14 protein-coding genes are annotated in these 14,998 nt (G+C 64.4%); 8 read left to right on the plus strand and 6 right to left on the minus strand.

Annotated features, from left to right (window positions below; genetic code table 11):
- Positions 1-2: 2 nt before the first annotated feature.
- The 4 genes from PSV33_RS17925 to PSV33_RS17940 form a co-directional block, all read right to left on the minus strand.
- The gene (locus PSV33_RS17925; RefSeq protein ID WP_300563833.1) at positions 3-533 is read right to left on the minus strand and encodes a TRAP transporter small permease; all 531 of its coding nucleotides are present in this window, start codon (positions 531-533) and stop codon (positions 3-5) included.
- Positions 534-672: 139 nt separating this feature from the next.
- Positions 673-1,656, minus strand: a complete 984-nt coding sequence (locus PSV33_RS17930; RefSeq protein WP_300563835.1) for a TRAP transporter substrate-binding protein — start codon at positions 1,654-1,656, stop codon at positions 673-675.
- 22 nt (positions 1,657-1,678) lie between these two features.
- Complete coding sequence (locus PSV33_RS17935; RefSeq protein WP_300563836.1) at positions 1,679-2,590, minus strand: SMP-30/gluconolactonase/LRE family protein; 912 nt, start codon at positions 2,588-2,590, stop codon at positions 1,679-1,681.
- Between the two features lie 4 nt (positions 2,591-2,594).
- Positions 2,595-3,404, minus strand: coding sequence for an NAD(P)-dependent oxidoreductase (locus PSV33_RS17940; RefSeq protein ID WP_300563838.1), 810 nt, complete (start codon positions 3,402-3,404; stop codon positions 2,595-2,597).
- Positions 3,405-3,592: 188 nt separating this feature from the next.
- Here PSV33_RS17940 and PSV33_RS17945 point away from each other — a divergent pair, with 188 nt between their 5' ends.
- The 5 genes from PSV33_RS17945 (at position 3,593) to PSV33_RS17965 (ending at position 8,583) form a co-directional block, all read left to right on the plus strand.
- Positions 3,593-4,366 (plus strand): FadR/GntR family transcriptional regulator, encoded by a 774-nt coding sequence (locus tag PSV33_RS17945; RefSeq protein ID WP_300563840.1) that lies wholly within the window; start codon positions 3,593-3,595, stop codon positions 4,364-4,366.
- A 121-nt stretch (positions 4,367-4,487) separates the two neighbouring features.
- Positions 4,488-5,846 (plus strand): glucarate dehydratase, encoded by a 1,359-nt coding sequence (gene gudD / locus PSV33_RS17950; protein ID WP_300563842.1) that lies wholly within the window; start codon positions 4,488-4,490, stop codon positions 5,844-5,846.
- A 52-nt stretch (positions 5,847-5,898) separates the two neighbouring features.
- Positions 5,899-6,885 carry a tripartite tricarboxylate transporter substrate binding protein gene (locus PSV33_RS17955; protein ID WP_300563844.1) on the plus strand — a complete coding sequence of 329 codons (987 nt, stop codon included), beginning with the start codon at positions 5,899-5,901 and terminating at the stop codon, positions 6,883-6,885.
- Complete coding sequence (locus PSV33_RS17960) at positions 6,878-7,918, plus strand: Gfo/Idh/MocA family oxidoreductase (protein ID WP_300563846.1); 1,041 nt, start codon at positions 6,878-6,880, stop codon at positions 7,916-7,918. The genes PSV33_RS17955 and PSV33_RS17960 overlap by 8 nt, the downstream gene beginning before the upstream one ends.
- Before the next feature lie 29 nt (positions 7,919-7,947).
- Positions 7,948-8,583, plus strand: coding sequence for a 2-hydroxychromene-2-carboxylate isomerase (locus tag PSV33_RS17965; protein ID WP_300563848.1), 636 nt, complete (start codon positions 7,948-7,950; stop codon positions 8,581-8,583).
- On the opposite strand, the gene PSV33_RS17970 is transcribed toward PSV33_RS17965, so the two are convergent.
- Both PSV33_RS17970 and PSV33_RS17975 read right to left on the minus strand, forming a co-directional pair.
- On the minus strand, positions 8,584-10,425 hold the full coding sequence (locus tag PSV33_RS17970; protein WP_300563850.1) for an AMP-binding protein: 1,842 nt from the start codon (positions 10,423-10,425) through the stop codon (positions 8,584-8,586).
- Positions 10,426-10,480: 55 nt separating this feature from the next.
- On the minus strand, positions 10,481-11,359 hold the full coding sequence (locus tag PSV33_RS17975) for an amidohydrolase family protein (protein ID WP_300563852.1): 879 nt from the start codon (positions 11,357-11,359) through the stop codon (positions 10,481-10,483).
- A gap of 124 nt (positions 11,360-11,483) precedes the next feature.
- Between PSV33_RS17975 and PSV33_RS17980 the strand changes: the two genes are divergently transcribed.
- The 3 genes from PSV33_RS17980 to PSV33_RS17990 are packed head-to-tail and all read left to right on the plus strand — an operon-like array spanning position 11,484 to position 14,964.
- Positions 11,484-12,278, plus strand: a complete 795-nt coding sequence (locus PSV33_RS17980) for a crotonase/enoyl-CoA hydratase family protein (protein WP_300563854.1) — start codon at positions 11,484-11,486, stop codon at positions 12,276-12,278.
- Positions 12,279-12,310: 32 nt separating this feature from the next.
- The gene (locus PSV33_RS17985; RefSeq protein ID WP_300563856.1) at positions 12,311-14,203 is read left to right on the plus strand and encodes a feruloyl-CoA synthase; all 1,893 of its coding nucleotides are present in this window, start codon (positions 12,311-12,313) and stop codon (positions 14,201-14,203) included.
- Positions 14,200-14,964 (plus strand): SDR family NAD(P)-dependent oxidoreductase, encoded by a 765-nt coding sequence (locus tag PSV33_RS17990; protein WP_300563858.1) that lies wholly within the window; start codon positions 14,200-14,202, stop codon positions 14,962-14,964. The genes PSV33_RS17985 and PSV33_RS17990 overlap by 4 nt, the downstream gene beginning before the upstream one ends.
- The last annotated feature ends 34 nt before the right edge of the window (positions 14,965-14,998 follow it).

Consider the following 14,998-nt stretch of genomic DNA (forward strand, 5'->3'; position numbering starts at 1 on the left):
GGTCAGGCCTCCGCCGCAGAGTCATCCACCTGGTGGTCAAAGCGCACCACGGCGCGCCCGTGCTGGGCGCCGAGAAACAGCTTCTCGAGCACAAAAACCAGCGTGCACAGGCCGCCGAGCGGCAGCGGTGCGTAGGTCAGGCCGACGGGAATCGCCGGGATCGCCGCCAGGGACTGGCTCATGGTTTCCATCGAGAGCTTGAAGCCCCAGATGATCATGAAGAGGCTGGCGACGATCATCAACAGATCGACCACCACCGAAAAAACCTTCTGCAGCGGCGGTGGCAGGCGGTCGGTGACCATGCCGACGGCAATGTGGGCGCCGGCCCGGTAGCCGGCGGCCGCACCGATGAAGGTGAACACCACCATCAGCAAGATGGCAATCGGCTCGGGCCACTGCGCGCCATAACCGAGCACATAACGGGCAAACACGCCCACCGGAATGATGAGGCTCATGGCCACGATGGACAGGCCGGCGACCCAGATGCAGGCCAGGTACAGCCCGTCGATGGCGCGTTGAAGGGTGTTGATCATGTTGGTTGTCTCATGCCCGCCGGCTGGCCCTTGGGTGGACCGGCTTGCGCGCCTTGTTCATGACGCTGCCGCGGCAGCGCCGGGGGAAGCAGGACCGGTTCGCACCGCGTCCTGCCTCCTGCTTCTTTCTTCCTGCCCCTTACTTGACGTCAGCGATGCGCTTCATCAGGTCGGCGTACGGGGCGCCGTACTTGGCACGCACCGGTGCGGTGGCGTCAAAAAACAGCTTCTGGTCCACCTCGGTGAACTGCACACCGGCGGCCTTGAGCTTGACCGTGTAGTCGGCGACGCTCTTGTCCCACAATGCGCGCTGCTCGAATTGGGCTTCGCGGCCGAACTTCTTGACCAGCGCCTGCTCTTCCTTGCTCAGCTTGTCCCAGGTCACCCTGGACATCACCAGCATTTCGGGAATGATCAGGTGGTTGGTCTGGGCGTAGTACTTGGTGCCGGTGGTGTAGTGGTTGGAGGTGAACAGGCTGGGCGGGTTGTTCTCGGCACCGTCGATCACGCCGGTCTGCAGGGCGCTGAAGACCTCGCCATACCCCATGGAAATGCCGTTGCCGCCCATGGCGTTCATGGTGTCGACAAACAGCGGGTTGCCCATCATGCGGACTTTCACGCCCTTGAGGTCGGCCGGGGTCTTGACCGGCTTCTTGGTGTACAGGTGGCGCGAGCCACCGTCCATCCAGGCCAGCGCCACCATGCGGGTCGGGCCGTTGGACACCTTGTCGAGAATTTCCTGGCCGATGGGGCCGTCAATCACGGCGCGCATGTGGGCTTCGTTGCGGAACACAAACGGCATGTTGAAGACATTGACGTCGGGCACCACGGCACCCACAGGGCCCAGCGAGGTGCGCAGAATGTTGATGGCGCCGATCTGGGTCTGCTCGATCATGGTTTTTTCGTCGCCCAGCACGCTGCCGGGGTACATCTGCATCTTGAACTTGCCCTTGGTGGCGGCTTCAAGCTTCTTGCCCAGGCTTTCGGTGGCGACCACCGTCGGGTAGCCCGGCGGGTGTACGTCGGCGGCCTTGAGGATGGTTTGTGCCTGCGCCGCCAGCGGCAAAGCGAAGGTGGCAGCGGCCAGGGCGGCCGAGGCGATCAGTTGTCTGCGGAAAGTCATGGTTGTCTCCTTGTAGGAATGGTTATGAATGACGGAGGGGAACAGGGGAAAACAGCGGCTCGGCCAGACCCCGCGCGCCGGGGCGCAGGGCGAACAGGCCACCGGCCAGCGGCTGGTCGGACAGGTCCACGCCGTGCGGGCGTATCGATGTGACGAACAGGGTGTCCAGCCCGGCGCCGCCGAAGGCGCACATGGCGGGCTTCCTGACGGGCACAGCCAGCGAGCGGTCCAGCTTGCCTTCGGGTGTGAAGCGGTGGACCAGCCCGGCATCGTTGCCGCAAATCCAGTAGCAACCGTCTTCATCAACAGCGGCGCCGTCGGGCCGGCCCGGTAAGGGGTTCATGTCGACAAAGGGCCGGCGCCGCGAGGGCGTTCCCGTCGCGGTGTCGTAGTCGAAGGCCCAGATCATCTGCACCGAGGGATGGGAGTCCGAGAGGTACATGGTGCGGCCATCGGGGCTGAAGGCCAGGCCGTTGGGCGTGATCAAGCCGCTCAGGCGTTCTTTCAGCCCGCTCTCATTTTCATAGCTGTAGACGCAGCCGGTACGGGCGCCCAACGACATATCGCGCACCATGGTGCCAGCCACAAAGCGGCCCTGCCGGTCACAGCGGCCATCGTTGAAACGCATGCCGTCCTGTTCATGGTGGACCTCCGCCAGGCGTTTGGCCTCCAGCCGGCCGTCCTCATGCAGACGCAATTCGAACACCCCGGTTTCCAGGCCCGCCACCCAATGCGCGGCGGGGCCGCAGGAGGCGATGCAGGCCAGCATTTCAGGTGCCAGCCAGGTCGTGACCTGGCCGGTCGCGGCCTGCCAGCGGCAGAGCTGGCGCGCCGGGATATCCACCCAGTACAGCGCCTGTGCTGCAACGTGCCAGACCGGGCTCTCGCCGGTTGCATTGCGGCAGTCCACCAGAAGCTCGGCGCCGGTGCTCATGGCATCAATCGGCAAACGGGCCGGCTTTGACAAAGCCACCCCCCTGGAATTGCACCGCCGGGTCGCTGAGGTCGGGCGCCGGGGTGCGGGCGTACACCGCCTCGCGAAAGATGTCCGAGCTGTCCTGCGGCGCAAAACCGATGTGGCGGGCGCGGCTGTTGTCCCACCAGGTGACCGCGTTGTCGGACATGCCGAACACGATGCTGTGCCCCAGCACCGGCGTGGTCAGGCAGGCGGTGATCAGGCGGTGCAGATCGTCAAAACTGAGCCAGGTGGCCAGCATGCGTCGGTCTTTCGGCTCGGGAAAGGAGGAGCCGATGCGCACACAGGCCGTTTCAATGCCGTAGCGGTCAAAGTAAAACCGCGACAGGTCTTCGCCAAAAGCCTTGCTGACACCATACAAGCCGTCGGGACGCGCAGGCGCATCGGCATTGATGGTTTCGCTCTGGCGGTAAAAACCGGTGACGTGGTTGGAGCTGGCAAACACCACGCGTTGGACACCGTGTTTGCGCGCTGCTTCATACAGGTTGTACAGGCCCAGAATGTTGGCCTGCAGGATGGGACCGAACGGCCCCTCGACCGACACGCCACCCAGGTGCACGATGGCCTGCACACCCTGGACCATGGTGTCGACGGCTGCGGCGTCGGCCAGATCGGCCAGCGCCACTTCTTCCCCCGCGCCGGCTGCGCCGAAATCCACCCGGTCCGACAGGCGCAGCACGCTGCAGTTGGCCTTCAGGCGGCCACGCAGGGCCTGGCCCAAGCCACCCGCGGCGCCGGTCAGCAACAGTTTTTCGTGAACCCGGATGGTCATGCTTGTCTCTGGTTGAAAATGGGAGGGTGGCAAACGCTGGACTTTTGCATCAGGTTTGCTAAAGTAGCTTCAATTCAATAAGATATCAGTTATACGTTGTCTGATGACTAAGAATTTTTAATGAGGCAGCATCCCCTGTCAAGTGTTTTCTGGTCAGATCAAGGCAAACCCCTACCCGAGCAAACCCGATGGAATCGAACGTAACGGCCACCCCCCTAGACGACGCACCGCGTGTGCGCCGCCCTCGCGGCCTGGTCACCGAAATTGTTGAAAGCCTGGCGGCCAGCATCCGTGCCGGGCAGCTCCTGCCCGGCGACAAGCTGCCCACCGAGGCCGAAATCATGGCCCGCTTCGATGTGAGCCGGACGGTGGTGCGCGAGTCAATTTCCAAACTGCAGGCCTCCGGCCTGGTGGAAACACGCCACGGCATCGGCACCTTTGTGATCGAGAACCGTGACGCCGGCAACTTCAGGATTGCCGCGGCCGACTTCGCCACGGTGGCTGATGTCATTTCGGTGCTGGAGTTGCGCATCAGCCTGGAAACCGAGGCCGCCGGCCTCGCCGCCCAGAGGAGAAGCACGGAAAACCTCGAGGCCATGGCCACGGCCCTGCGGGCTTTCCAGGACTCGATCCACGCGGACTCCGATGCCGTCCCGCCGGACTTCCAGTTTCACATGGAGGTGGCCCGCGCCACCGGCAACCGCCACTTTGCGGACCTCATGACCTACCTGGGCACCATGATCATTCCGCGCACCCGTGTTAACACGCCGCAAAGCGCACCCGAAGGCCGCCTGAGTTATTTGCAGCGCGTCAACGGTGAGCATGAAAGCATTTACAACGCCATTCGCAGCCAGGATGCCGAAGCCGCCCGGGCGGCCATGCGCACCCACCTCTCCAACAGCCGGGAGCGGTTGCGCAAGGGCCAGGCCGTCGAGCCGGTAGACCCTCCGGCGACGAGTTGACCCCGCGCTGAGCGGACCGGCTGGTTGCGGCCGGATCAGGGAATTCCCCGAGGGGAAGAAGATTCCCATGTTGTACGATGACTGATCTTTAAACCGATTTGTTGTCTTATTTCCTGCCTCTATGCCTGACGCCCGCTCTCCCTCCCCGGCAGCTTCGCAAACGCCGCAGATCATCCGCCTGCAAGTCATTCCGGTCGCCGGTCATGACAGCATGTTGCTCAACCTGAGTGGCGCGCATGGCCCGTTTTTCACGCGTAACCTGCTGCTGCTGACCGACAGCTCGGGCCGCACGGGTGTGGGCGAAGTGCCGGGTGGCGAGAAAATCCGCAGCACGCTGGAGGACGCCCGTGCCCTGGTCGAAGGCCAGTCCCTGGGCCACTGGAACCAGATCCTGAGCACCCTGCGCACGCAATTTGCCGGGCGCGACAGCGGCGGCCGCGGCAACCAGACCTTTGACCTGCGCGTCGCCATCCACGCCGTGACCGCCGTGGAAAGCGCCCTGCTCGACCTGCTGGGCCAGTTTCTCGGTGTGCCGGTCGCCGCCCTGCTGGGCGAAGGCCAGCAACGCGAGTCGGTCGCCATGCTGGGTTACCTGTTTTACATTGCCGACCGCCGGCAAACCAAGCTAGCCTACCGGAGCGAGCCGGACGCAGACGACGACTGGCTGCGGCTGCGCCATGAACCCGCGATGGATGCCCGGGCCGTGGTGCGGCTGGCCGAAGCGGCGCACCAGCGTTATGGCTTCAAGGACTTCAAGCTCAAGGGCGGCGTGCTGCGCGGCGAGGAAGAAATCGAGGCCATCATCGCGCTGTCGGAGCGTTTTCCCGACGCGCGCATCACGCTGGACCCGAACGGCGGCTGGCTGCTGAAGGACGCGGTGCGTTTGTGCCGCGACCGGCAGCGGGAACTGGCCTATGCCGAAGACCCCTGCGGCGCCGAAGGTGTCTTCTCCGGCCGTGAAGTGATGGCGGAGTTTCGCCGTGCCACCGGCCTGAAAACAGCGACCAACATGATCGCGACCGACTGGCGCGAACTCGCGCACGCCGTCACCTTGCAGGCGGTCGACATTCCGCTGACCGACCCGCACTTCTGGACCATGCAGGGCTCGGTGCGGGTGGCGCAGATGTGCCAGACCTGGGGCCTGACCTGGGGCTCGCATTCAAACAACCATTTCGACGTGTCGCTGGCCATGTTCACCCACGTCGCGGCAGCGGCACCCGGCAAGGTCACCGCGATCGACACCCACTGGATCTGGCAGGACGGCCAGCGCCTGACGAAACAGCCCCTGCAGATCGTGGACGGCAGCGTGACTGTTCCCCAAGTCCCCGGCCTGGGCGTGGAGCTCGACATGGCAGAGGTTGGCAAAGCCCACCAGCTTTACCTGCAGCACGGCCTGGGCGCGCGCGACGACGCCCTCGCCATGCAGTACCTGGTGCCGAACTGGACCTTCAACGCCAGGATGCCCTGCATGGTCCGGTAGTTTCCCGCTGCATCCCGCGCCTGATTTTCATCACCACAAAAAGGAGACAAACATGAAACGCCGTTCATTGCTTCAAACCACGCTGGCCTCGGCCGCACTTCTCCCCCTTTTCGGCTCGGCCGCCGCCTGGGCTCAGGATAAATGGCCGTCCAAACCCATCAACTACATCGTGCCCTTCCCGGCAGGTGGCACGACCGACATCCTCGGGCGACTGATCGGCCAGAAGCTGGGCACAGCGCTAGGCACCACCATCGTGATCGAGAACAAGGGTGGTGCCGGCGGCAGTGTCGGTTCGGAAGTTGCCGCGCGCGCACCGGCCGATGGCTACACCATGCTGGGCGGCACCATCAGCTCGCACGCCATCAATGTGAGCCTGTACCCCAAACTCGGCTACGACCCGATCAAGTCCTTTTCACCCGTGGTGCTGATCGGCTCGAATCCGGTGGTGCTGATCGTCAAGGCGGACAGCCCCTACAAGACCCTCCAGGATGTGTTGGCTGCAGCGAAAGCCAAACCAAAAACCATTTCATCAGCATCGGCCGGCAACGGCACCTCACAGCACATGACGCTGGAATTGCTGGGCTTCAAGTCGGGCACGCAGTTCGTCCATGTGCCGTACAAGGGCAGCGGCCCGGCCATCCAGGATGTGATCGGCGGCCAGGTCGACATGATGTTCGACACCACGGTGGTGGCCGGCCCGCACATCCAGAGCGGCAAGGTACGCGCCATCGCCGTGAGTTCGGCCAAACGCCTGGAGTCGCTGCCCAATGTGCCAACCATTGCCGAATCGGGCGTACCCGGCTTCGAGGTGGTGTCCTGGCAGGGCATTTTTGTGCCCGCCGGCGTACCCAAACCCATCATTGACCGGCTGCACACGGAAATCATGAAGATCCTGCAGACCCCTGAAATGCAGGACCGTCTCAAAGGCCTGGGCATGCAGCCTTCCAGCATGACACCCGATCAGGTGGCCGCCTTCCAGAAGGCCGAAGTCGAGAAGTGGGCGCAGGTCATCAAGGCCGCTGGCATCAAGCTTGAGTAACAGCGGCGCGTCCAGAATGCGTGTGGGTGTGGTGGGCGCAGGCCAGGGCTGTGCACCCCACTTCCAAAGCCTGCAGGACCTTCAGGACAAGCTGGCGCTGGCCTGGGTCATAGGCCGCGACGCGGGGCGCCTGGCCGCGCTGGAACTTCCGGCGGACACCCGGACCAGCACGCGACTGGAAGACCTGCTGGAAGACCCGACGGTGCAGGTGGTGCTGGTGCTGACACCACCCAACACCCACCTTGACATCGTGCGGCGTGTTGCGGGTGCCGGTAAACATGTGCTGGTGGAAAAACCACTGGAAGTCAGCCTGGACAAGGCACAAGAGCTGGTGGAGGTGTGCGAGCGTGACGGCGTGAAGCTGGCCGTGATGCTGCAGCACAGGATGCGCGAGGCCGCCCTCGCGCTGGTGCAGCTGGTTGCCAGCGGCACGCTGGGAAGCCTGGTCAGCGCGTCGGCCAGCGTGCGCTGGTGGCGACCACAGAGTTATTACGACGAACCCGGCCGCGGTACCCTGGCGCGCGACGGCGGCGGCGTGCTGATGACCCAGGCCATCCACACGCTGGACTTGCTGCTGTGCCTGACCGGCATGCCGGAAAGGGTGAGCGCCATGGCCAGCACCAGCGCCCTGCACCACATGGAATGTGAAGACACCGTGGCCGCCGTGCTGCACTACCCGAACGGCGCCATCGGCAGCATAGACGCGACCACCGCAGCCTACCCGGGGTTCCCGGAACGGATAACCCTCAATTTCACCGGGGGCTCGGCAACGCTGGAAGCCGGGGAGTTTCACGCCGAACTGCTGGACGGCCGGACATTCCATGCCGGAAAGCGGCAGGCGTCGGGTTCCGGCGCGAACATGATGGCCTTCGACCACCTGGCCCACCGCGCCGTGCTGCAGGATTTTGTGGCCGCCCTACGGACCTCCGTGGAGCCGGCCGTCACCGGGCGTTCGGCCTTGCAGGTGCACCGGCTGATTGCGGCCATGATGGCGTCGTCCGGCAGCGGCGCCACCGTGTCCATCAAATCCTGACAGCAGGTCTTTCGGCTACGCTTGGGGCCATGAACCTCTCGCCCTCACCCGAGACCACGGCCGCACCGCTGCATTTCTACTTCGACTTCATCTCGCCTTTCGGCTACTTCGCGTCACTGCGCATTGAGCCGCTGGCGGCGCAGCATGGCCGCAGCGTCGAATGGCACGCCATGCTGCTGGGCGTTTCAGTGCTGAAGGTGATGGGATTGAAATCGCTGCTCGACACGCCCCTCAAGGGTGACTACATCCGCCGCGACGCGAAACGCTACATGCGCCGCCACGGCCTGGAGGTGAAACGTGATCTGGACGATGTGGTGATGGACCCGCGCGCCGCGGGACGTGCCTTCTACTGGGTCAAGCAGCACCACCCGGCCCTCGCCGCGCCGCTGGCCCACGCGATCTACCACGCCTACTGGGCAGAAGGCCGGGATCTTTCCACCGCGGAGGCGGTGGCGGCCATCCGCCTGCCTGCGGGCCTCGATGCACAGGGCTTGCGCGCAGGCATCGACAGCGAGGAAGCCAGACAGTTGCTGCGCAGCGCGGTCGAAGCCTCGCTGAAAGCCGGCATTTTCGGCTCGCCCACCGTGGTGGTGGACGGCGAGCCGTTCTGGGGTGTGGAAAACCTGGGGCAGGTGGAACAGTGGCTGGACAGCGGCGGCTGGTAATCAGGCTTCAGAAAAAACAAATTTCACCGGAACCGCAATCGCGGCCAGGCGCTCGCGCAGCCGGCGTTCCAGCGCGTCGTCACGCGCGGACGCGATGGCCACCACGGCCGCCAGGCTGCCGCCGCGCTCCTCGCCCCGCACAGTGGCGCCGGCTATGTCCACCAGCATCTCGGCCAGCTTGACTTCGATGGCACGCAGGCGCAGCGCCGGCTTGTAGATCTTGCCGATCGCCGTGACCGGCATCACCTCGATGATGGTCACGCGTTTGGGCGCCGCAGGCCGCTCGTACACATGGGGCACCACCTCGGCCAGCAGCGTGGCCGCGTCGCAAAACATGCCGGGTTTGAGCGTGACAAAGGCCACGGGCAACTCGCCGGCGTAGGCGTCGGGCTCGCTGACCACGGCGCACAGGGCCACCGCCGGGTGGGCCAGGAAGGCGTCTTCGACGAGGCCGGGGTCGATGTTGTGCGAGCCGCGGATGATCACGTCCTTGGCGCGGCCAGTCAGGTGGATGTAGCCCTGGGCATCAAGGTGGCCAAGATCGCCGGAGACCAGCCAAGGCCCTTCGAACAGGCCAGTGTTGCGCGCAGCCTCGGTGTAACCCGGGCTCACATGCGGGCCGCGCAGCACGATGACGCCGGTTTCACCGACCGCACAGGTTTCGCCCAGTTGCGCCACGCCGCCCTGCCAAGGCACAGCGCGCACCTCGGTGTAAGGCAGGCGCAGGCCGGTCGAGCCGGGCACACGCGGCGCCGCCAGCGGCTCGATGGACACCAGGCCCGCGCACTCGGTCATGCCAAGAATGTTGCGAACGGCAATCCCTGGCTTGCGCTCGAACTGCGCCGCCAGTTCCGTGGGCAGCGGCGAGCCACCGGTGTAGGCAACCTTGATCGACGAAATGTCTGCATCGACCGGCAGGTTGGACAGCGTCGCGAGAAGGGTCGGCACGCAGGCCAGTGCGGTCACGCGTTCGCGCTCGCAAAATTTCCAGTAGTTTCTGGTGAAGGCGGGGTTGCGCATGCCGCTCAGCGTGGGCAGCACCTGAGTCGCGCCTATGGCGAGCATGGACAGGCCGTACACAAAGGCGCCGGCGACATGAAACAGCGGAAAACCGTTGAGCTCCACCGTGTGTTCGTCGAAGCCGTAAAACTGATGGGCAAACCAGCCGGTGTGCGCCTCGTTACCGTGGGTGTGCTGCGCCAGTTTGGGCGAGCCGGTTGTGCCGCCGGTATGGAAGCAGGCGGCGATGCGCTCCGGCGTGAGGTGGGGATCAAACGCCAGCACGTGACCGGCCTGCGCCAACCGGTCCTGGAACACCGGCACACCCGGCGCCGCGTTGCTGCCGACGCGGATCTGCAGCACCGGCAGACGCCGGATCGCCAGTACGTTCTCTACCGTGGGCCAGAGCGGGAGCTCGTTATTGGGACCGAGCGCAACCATCACCTTGGCACCGGAGGCCTCGAGCAGGGCAGCTATGTGCTCGGGCTGCAGCAGGTAATTGATCGGGCAGGCCTTGCCCGCCAGTTGCGCGCCCCAGAGTGCGAATTGCGTCTCGGGAATGTTCGGCGCCAGAATGGCCACGGCATCGTCAGGCCCGACGCCCATGGCGCGAAACAGGTTGGCCGCCCGGTGGATTTGCGCCAGCAATTCGGCGTAGCTGACGATCGTGGCCGGCTGCTGCAGGTCGCCGCTGGGCAGGTAGCGAAACGCATCACGGCCGGCAAAACGCTGCGCCGCCTGGGCGATCAGGCCGTAGGGGGTACGCGCCGGGATGGCCTGCGCGTAGGGCGTGCGCTCCAGCGCCTCGATGTCGGCCAGTCCCCGGAAGGTGGTTGTGCTCATTGCATGCGCTCCGCCTGGCAGGCTTGGCTATTCGCCCTGGGAACGGCCCGGCGGCTCATGCGGCGGCAGCTTGTCCCAGGCCCAGCAGACGCATCGCGTTGCCTTTCAGGATGCCGGGCATCACTTCCGGCTTGAAGCCGGCGTCTTCAAAATCCTTCATCCAGCGGTCCGGTGTGATCAAGGGGTAGTCGCTGCCGAACAGGATGCGGTCCTTGAGCAATGTGTTGGCGTATTGCACCAGTTGCTTCGGGAAATATTTCGGACTCCAGCCCGACAGGTCAATCCAGACGTTGGGCTTGTGCGTCGCCACGCTGAGCGCCTCGTCTTGCCAGGGAAAGCTCGGGTGCGCCATGACGATCTGCATGTCGGGGAAATCAATCGCCACGTCGTCGAGGTGCATCGGGTTGCTGTATTCCAGCCGCAGGCCGCCGCCGCAGCGCATGCCGCTGCCGATGCCGCTGTGCCCGGTGTGAAAGATGGCCGGCATCTTGTACTCGTTGATGACTTCGTAAATCGGCCAGGCCATCCTGTCGTAAGGGTGGTAGCCCTGCACGGTGGGGTGGAACTTGAAGCCTTTGATGCCATGTTCCTCGATCAGCCGGCGTGCCTCTCGCGCACCCATTTTCCCCTTGTGCGGATCAATGCTGGCAAACGCCATCATCATGTCGCTGTTTTTCTTTGCGGCTTCGGCAATCTCCTCGTTGGGAATGCGGCGCCGGCCCATCTGCGTCTCGGCATCCACCGTGAACATGATCAGCCCGATCTTGCGTTCGCGGTAATAAGCCACGGTTTCCTCAATCGTCGGCCGGCGGCTGTTCTTGAAGTACTTGTCGGCGGCGCGGTCGTATTCCTCGCCATAGTTGTCGAACGGGTTCCAGCAACTGACCTCGGCGTGGGTGTGGATGTCAATGGCAATGAGGTTTTCGTAGTCCATGCTGTCTCCTGATGGTTCGACTTGTTGCACACCGCATGCGGGTTAATACCGAGAAAAGAGGCGGCAAAGTCAATTGAATTGGTTATTGTTTATAACAATAATCGATGCAACTTGCAAACCTCCCATGAGCACCAAAAAATCCCCTACCGACCTCCAGCTTGAAATCCGCGGCGACCACCAGGAGATCGCCGTGATCCGCCTGAGCCGCCCCGCCAAACGCAACGCCCTCAACGACGGGTTGATTCTGGCGCTGCGCGACATGTTTGACAGCCTGCCGGTGACCGTGCGCGCCGCCGTGATCCACGGAGAAGGCGCCCATTTCTGCGCCGGCCTGGACCTGGGCGAACTGCAGGAACGCGACGCCGGCCAGGGTATGCATCACTCCCGCATGTGGCATGCGGCGCTGGAACGGGTCCAGTTCGGCCCGGTGCCGGTGATTGCCGCGCTGCACGGTGCGGTGGTCGGCGGCGGGCTGGAACTGGCCAGCGCCTGCCACATACGCGTGGCCGACGCCTCCGCTTTTTACGCGTTGCCGGAAGGCTCGCGCGGCATTTTTGTCGGCGGTGGCGGCTCTGTGCGCATCCCCAAGCTGGTGGGCGTCGCCCGCATGACCGACATGATGCTGACCGGCCGTGTCTACAACGCCCAGGACGGTGAACGCGCCGGTTTTGCGCAATACCTGGTGCCCGAGGGTCAGGCCTTCGACAAGGCGATGGAGTTGGCGCAGCGGGTGGCCACCAATGCACCGCTGACCAACTACGCGCTGATGCACGCCCTGCCCCGCATCGCCGAGCAACCCGCCGACCAGGGCTTCTTCACCGAATCCCTGATGGCCGCGATTGCGCAGAGCGCGCCGGAAGCCAAGGAACGGGTCAAGGCCTTCCTCGAGGGCAAGGCCAACAAGGTCAGCAAAGACTGATCCTGACAGCATCGAAATTGGCACATACAAAAATGAGCGAGACCGTCCTTTCCCCTGCCCGTTACCGCCCGCTGGTCTTTGGCGTCACGCGCGTCGAGCTGCGCGGCGATGACGGGGCCACGCAATACCTGAAGGCCGACCAGCCAATTGGCGACTACGCCGCACGCATGACCGATCGTCTGCTGCACTGGGCGCAGGTTGCGCCGGACCGCACTTTCATGGCGCGGCGCGCCAAAAATGCCAATGGCAGCTCAGGCGAGTGGCGCCACATCAGCTACGCCCAGGCGTTGGCCAGCGCCCGCAGCATCGGCCAGGCTTTGCTGGACCGCGGCCTGGATGCCGAGCGCCCGGTCGCCATCCTCAGCGAGAACGACCTCGAGCACGCACTGCTGGCGTTGGGTTGCATGTACGTTGGCGTACCCTACTGCCCCGTATCGCCCGCTTACTCCACCGTGAGCCAGGACTACGACAAGCTGCGCCACGTGCTGTCCACGCTGACGCCCGGCATGGTGTTTGCCAGCGATGCCGGACGCTACGGCAAGGCGATTGCCGCCACCGTCGGTCCGGATGTCGAGATCGCTATCAATTCAATAGCTGATGGCCCTTTGACGACAAGGGCCAGCACCACATTTGATCAACTTTTATCAACACAGGCGACGCCTGCCGTGGATGCGGCCATGCAGGCCACAAAACCGGACACCATCGTCAAGTTCCTGTTCACCTCGGGCTCGACCAAGCTGCCCAAGGCAGTGATCAACACGCAGCGGATGTGGTGCGCCAACCAGCAGCAGATGCGCCAGTCCATGCCGGTGCTGGCCGAAGAGCCGCTGGTGCTGATCGACTGGCTGCCGTGGAACCACACCTTCGGCGGGAACCACAACGTCGGCATGACCATCTACAACGGCGGCACACTCTACATCGACGACGGCAAACCGACGCCCGCGCTGATGAGCGAGACCCTGCGCAACCTGCGCGAGATCGCACCCACGGTGTACTTCAACGTGCCCACCGGCTTCGAGGCGATTGCCGGCGCAATGAAAACCGACGCCGTATTGCGCAAAAACCTGCTGTCACGCGTGCGGATGTTTTTCTACGCTGGTGCTGCGCTGGCCCAGCCGGTCTGGGACAGCCTGCACCAGACCCAGGAGGCCGAGGTTGGTGAACGCATCGTGATGGGCACCGGACTCGGCATGACCGAATCCGGGCCTTTCGGTATCTTTGTCACCAGCCCCGACGTGCGCGCCGGTGACCTGGGTGTACCGACACCCGGCCTGGAACTCAAGCTGGTGCCGGTGGACGGCAAAATTGAAGTGCGTTACCGCGGCCCCAACATCACGCCAGGTTACTGGCGCGCGCCCGAAGCCACGCTGGAGTCGCTGGACGACGAGGGTTTTTTCTGCACCGGCGACGCGGTCGCATGGATAGACAAGGGCAATATTCACAAGGGCCTGAAGTTCGATGGGCGCATTGCCGAAGACTTCAAGCTCGGCACCGGCACCTTCGTCAGCGTCGGGCCGCTGCGCGCAAAAATCATTGCCGCCGGCGCACCGTACGTGCAGGATGCGGTGCTGACCGGCATCAACCTCAAGGAAGTCGGTGCACTGATTTTCCCGACGGCCGCCTGCCGCGCCCTCAGCGGACTCGGTCCCGAAGCCAGCCTGAAAGAGGTGCTGCAAAGCGCCCCGGTCCAGGCGCGTTTCCAGAAGCTGCTCGACGACCTGGCTGCAACAGCCACGGGCAGCGCCAGCCGCATCGCGCGCGCCCATTTGCTGACCGATCCGCCGTCCATCGACAAGGGTGAAGTGACGGACAAGGGCTCCATCAACCAGCGCGCCGTGCTCAAACACCGCGATGCTCTGGTCAACGCGCTGCATGACGATTCGCTTGCTTTCATCATCAAGCCCCAGAAGGGAACGAAGAAATGAATATCCAGGGACACGCAGCATTGGTCACCGGCGGCGCCTCGGGCTTGGGTGAGGCAACCGCGCGCGAATTGGCGCGGCTGGGTGCGAAAGTCGCGGTGCTCGATGTCAATGTCGCGCTGGCCGAGAAGGTGGCAGCCGATATCGGCGGCGTGGCTTGCACCTGCGACATCACCAGCACCGACAGCGTGGTCGCTGCCCTGGCCCGGGCCGCGGCGACGCATGGCCCGGCGCGCATCCTGATGAACATCGCCGGCATCGGCTCGGCCAAGCGTGTGGTCGGCAAGGACGGCCAGGCCGCGCCGCTGGAAGACTTTGCGAAAGTCATCAACGTCAACCTGATCGGCAGCTACAACATGAGCCGGCTGTTTGCCGCCGAATGCGTGAAACTGGACCCGCTGGAAGACGGCGAACGCGGCGTCATGATGTTCACCGCCTCGGTCGCGGCTTTTGACGGCCAGGTCGGCCAGCAGGCTTACAGCGCGTCCAAGGGCGGCCTGGTCGGCATGACCCTGCCGATGGCGCGCGACCTGGCGCAACACGGCATCCGTGTCTGCACCATCGCACCCGGCCTGTTCGCCACACCACTGATGAAGCAGTTGCCCGAGCCGGTGCAACAGTCGCTCGCCGCCTCGATCCCGTTTCCGCCGCGCCTGGGAAAACCCGAAGAGTTCGCGCAGCTGGCATGCCATATCGTCACCAACAGCCACCTCAACGGCGAAGTGATCCGGCTCGACGGCGCCCTGCGCATGGCGCCGCGCTGAAACAGGCATGGCCGGAACACGCCCTGCCCGACCC

Source organism: Polaromonas sp. (assembly GCF_029945895.1).
In the GTDB taxonomy this organism is placed as follows: domain Bacteria; phylum Pseudomonadota; class Gammaproteobacteria; order Burkholderiales; family Burkholderiaceae_C; genus Polaromonas.

What these genes read in the sequence shown, in the direction of transcription:
- PSV33_RS17925 (WP_300563833.1), bottom strand. Translation starts at nt 533, where the DNA reads ATGATCAACACCCTTCAACGCGCCATCGACGGGCTGTACCTGGCCTGC.
- PSV33_RS17930 (WP_300563835.1), bottom strand. Translation starts at nt 1,656, where the DNA reads ATGACTTTCCGCAGACAACTGATCGCCTCGGCCGCCCTGGCCGCTGCC.
- PSV33_RS17935 (WP_300563836.1), bottom strand. Translation starts at nt 2,590, where the DNA reads ATGAGCACCGGCGCCGAGCTTCTGGTGGACTGCCGCAATGCAACCGGC.
- PSV33_RS17940 (WP_300563838.1), bottom strand. Translation starts at nt 3,404, where the DNA reads ATGACCATCCGGGTTCACGAAAAACTGTTGCTGACCGGCGCCGCGGGT.
- PSV33_RS17945 (WP_300563840.1), top strand. Translation starts at nt 3,593, where the DNA reads ATGGAATCGAACGTAACGGCCACCCCCCTAGACGACGCACCGCGTGTG.
- gudD (WP_300563842.1), top strand. Translation starts at nt 4,488, where the DNA reads ATGCCTGACGCCCGCTCTCCCTCCCCGGCAGCTTCGCAAACGCCGCAG.
- PSV33_RS17955 (WP_300563844.1), top strand. Translation starts at nt 5,899, where the DNA reads ATGAAACGCCGTTCATTGCTTCAAACCACGCTGGCCTCGGCCGCACTT.
- PSV33_RS17965 (WP_300563848.1), top strand. Translation starts at nt 7,948, where the DNA reads ATGAACCTCTCGCCCTCACCCGAGACCACGGCCGCACCGCTGCATTTC.
- PSV33_RS17970 (WP_300563850.1), bottom strand. Translation starts at nt 10,425, where the DNA reads ATGAGCACAACCACCTTCCGGGGACTGGCCGACATCGAGGCGCTGGAG.
- PSV33_RS17975 (WP_300563852.1), bottom strand. Translation starts at nt 11,359, where the DNA reads ATGGACTACGAAAACCTCATTGCCATTGACATCCACACCCACGCCGAG.
- PSV33_RS17980 (WP_300563854.1), top strand. Translation starts at nt 11,484, where the DNA reads ATGAGCACCAAAAAATCCCCTACCGACCTCCAGCTTGAAATCCGCGGC.
- PSV33_RS17985 (WP_300563856.1), top strand. Translation starts at nt 12,311, where the DNA reads ATGAGCGAGACCGTCCTTTCCCCTGCCCGTTACCGCCCGCTGGTCTTT.
- PSV33_RS17990 (WP_300563858.1), top strand. Translation starts at nt 14,200, where the DNA reads ATGAATATCCAGGGACACGCAGCATTGGTCACCGGCGGCGCCTCGGGC.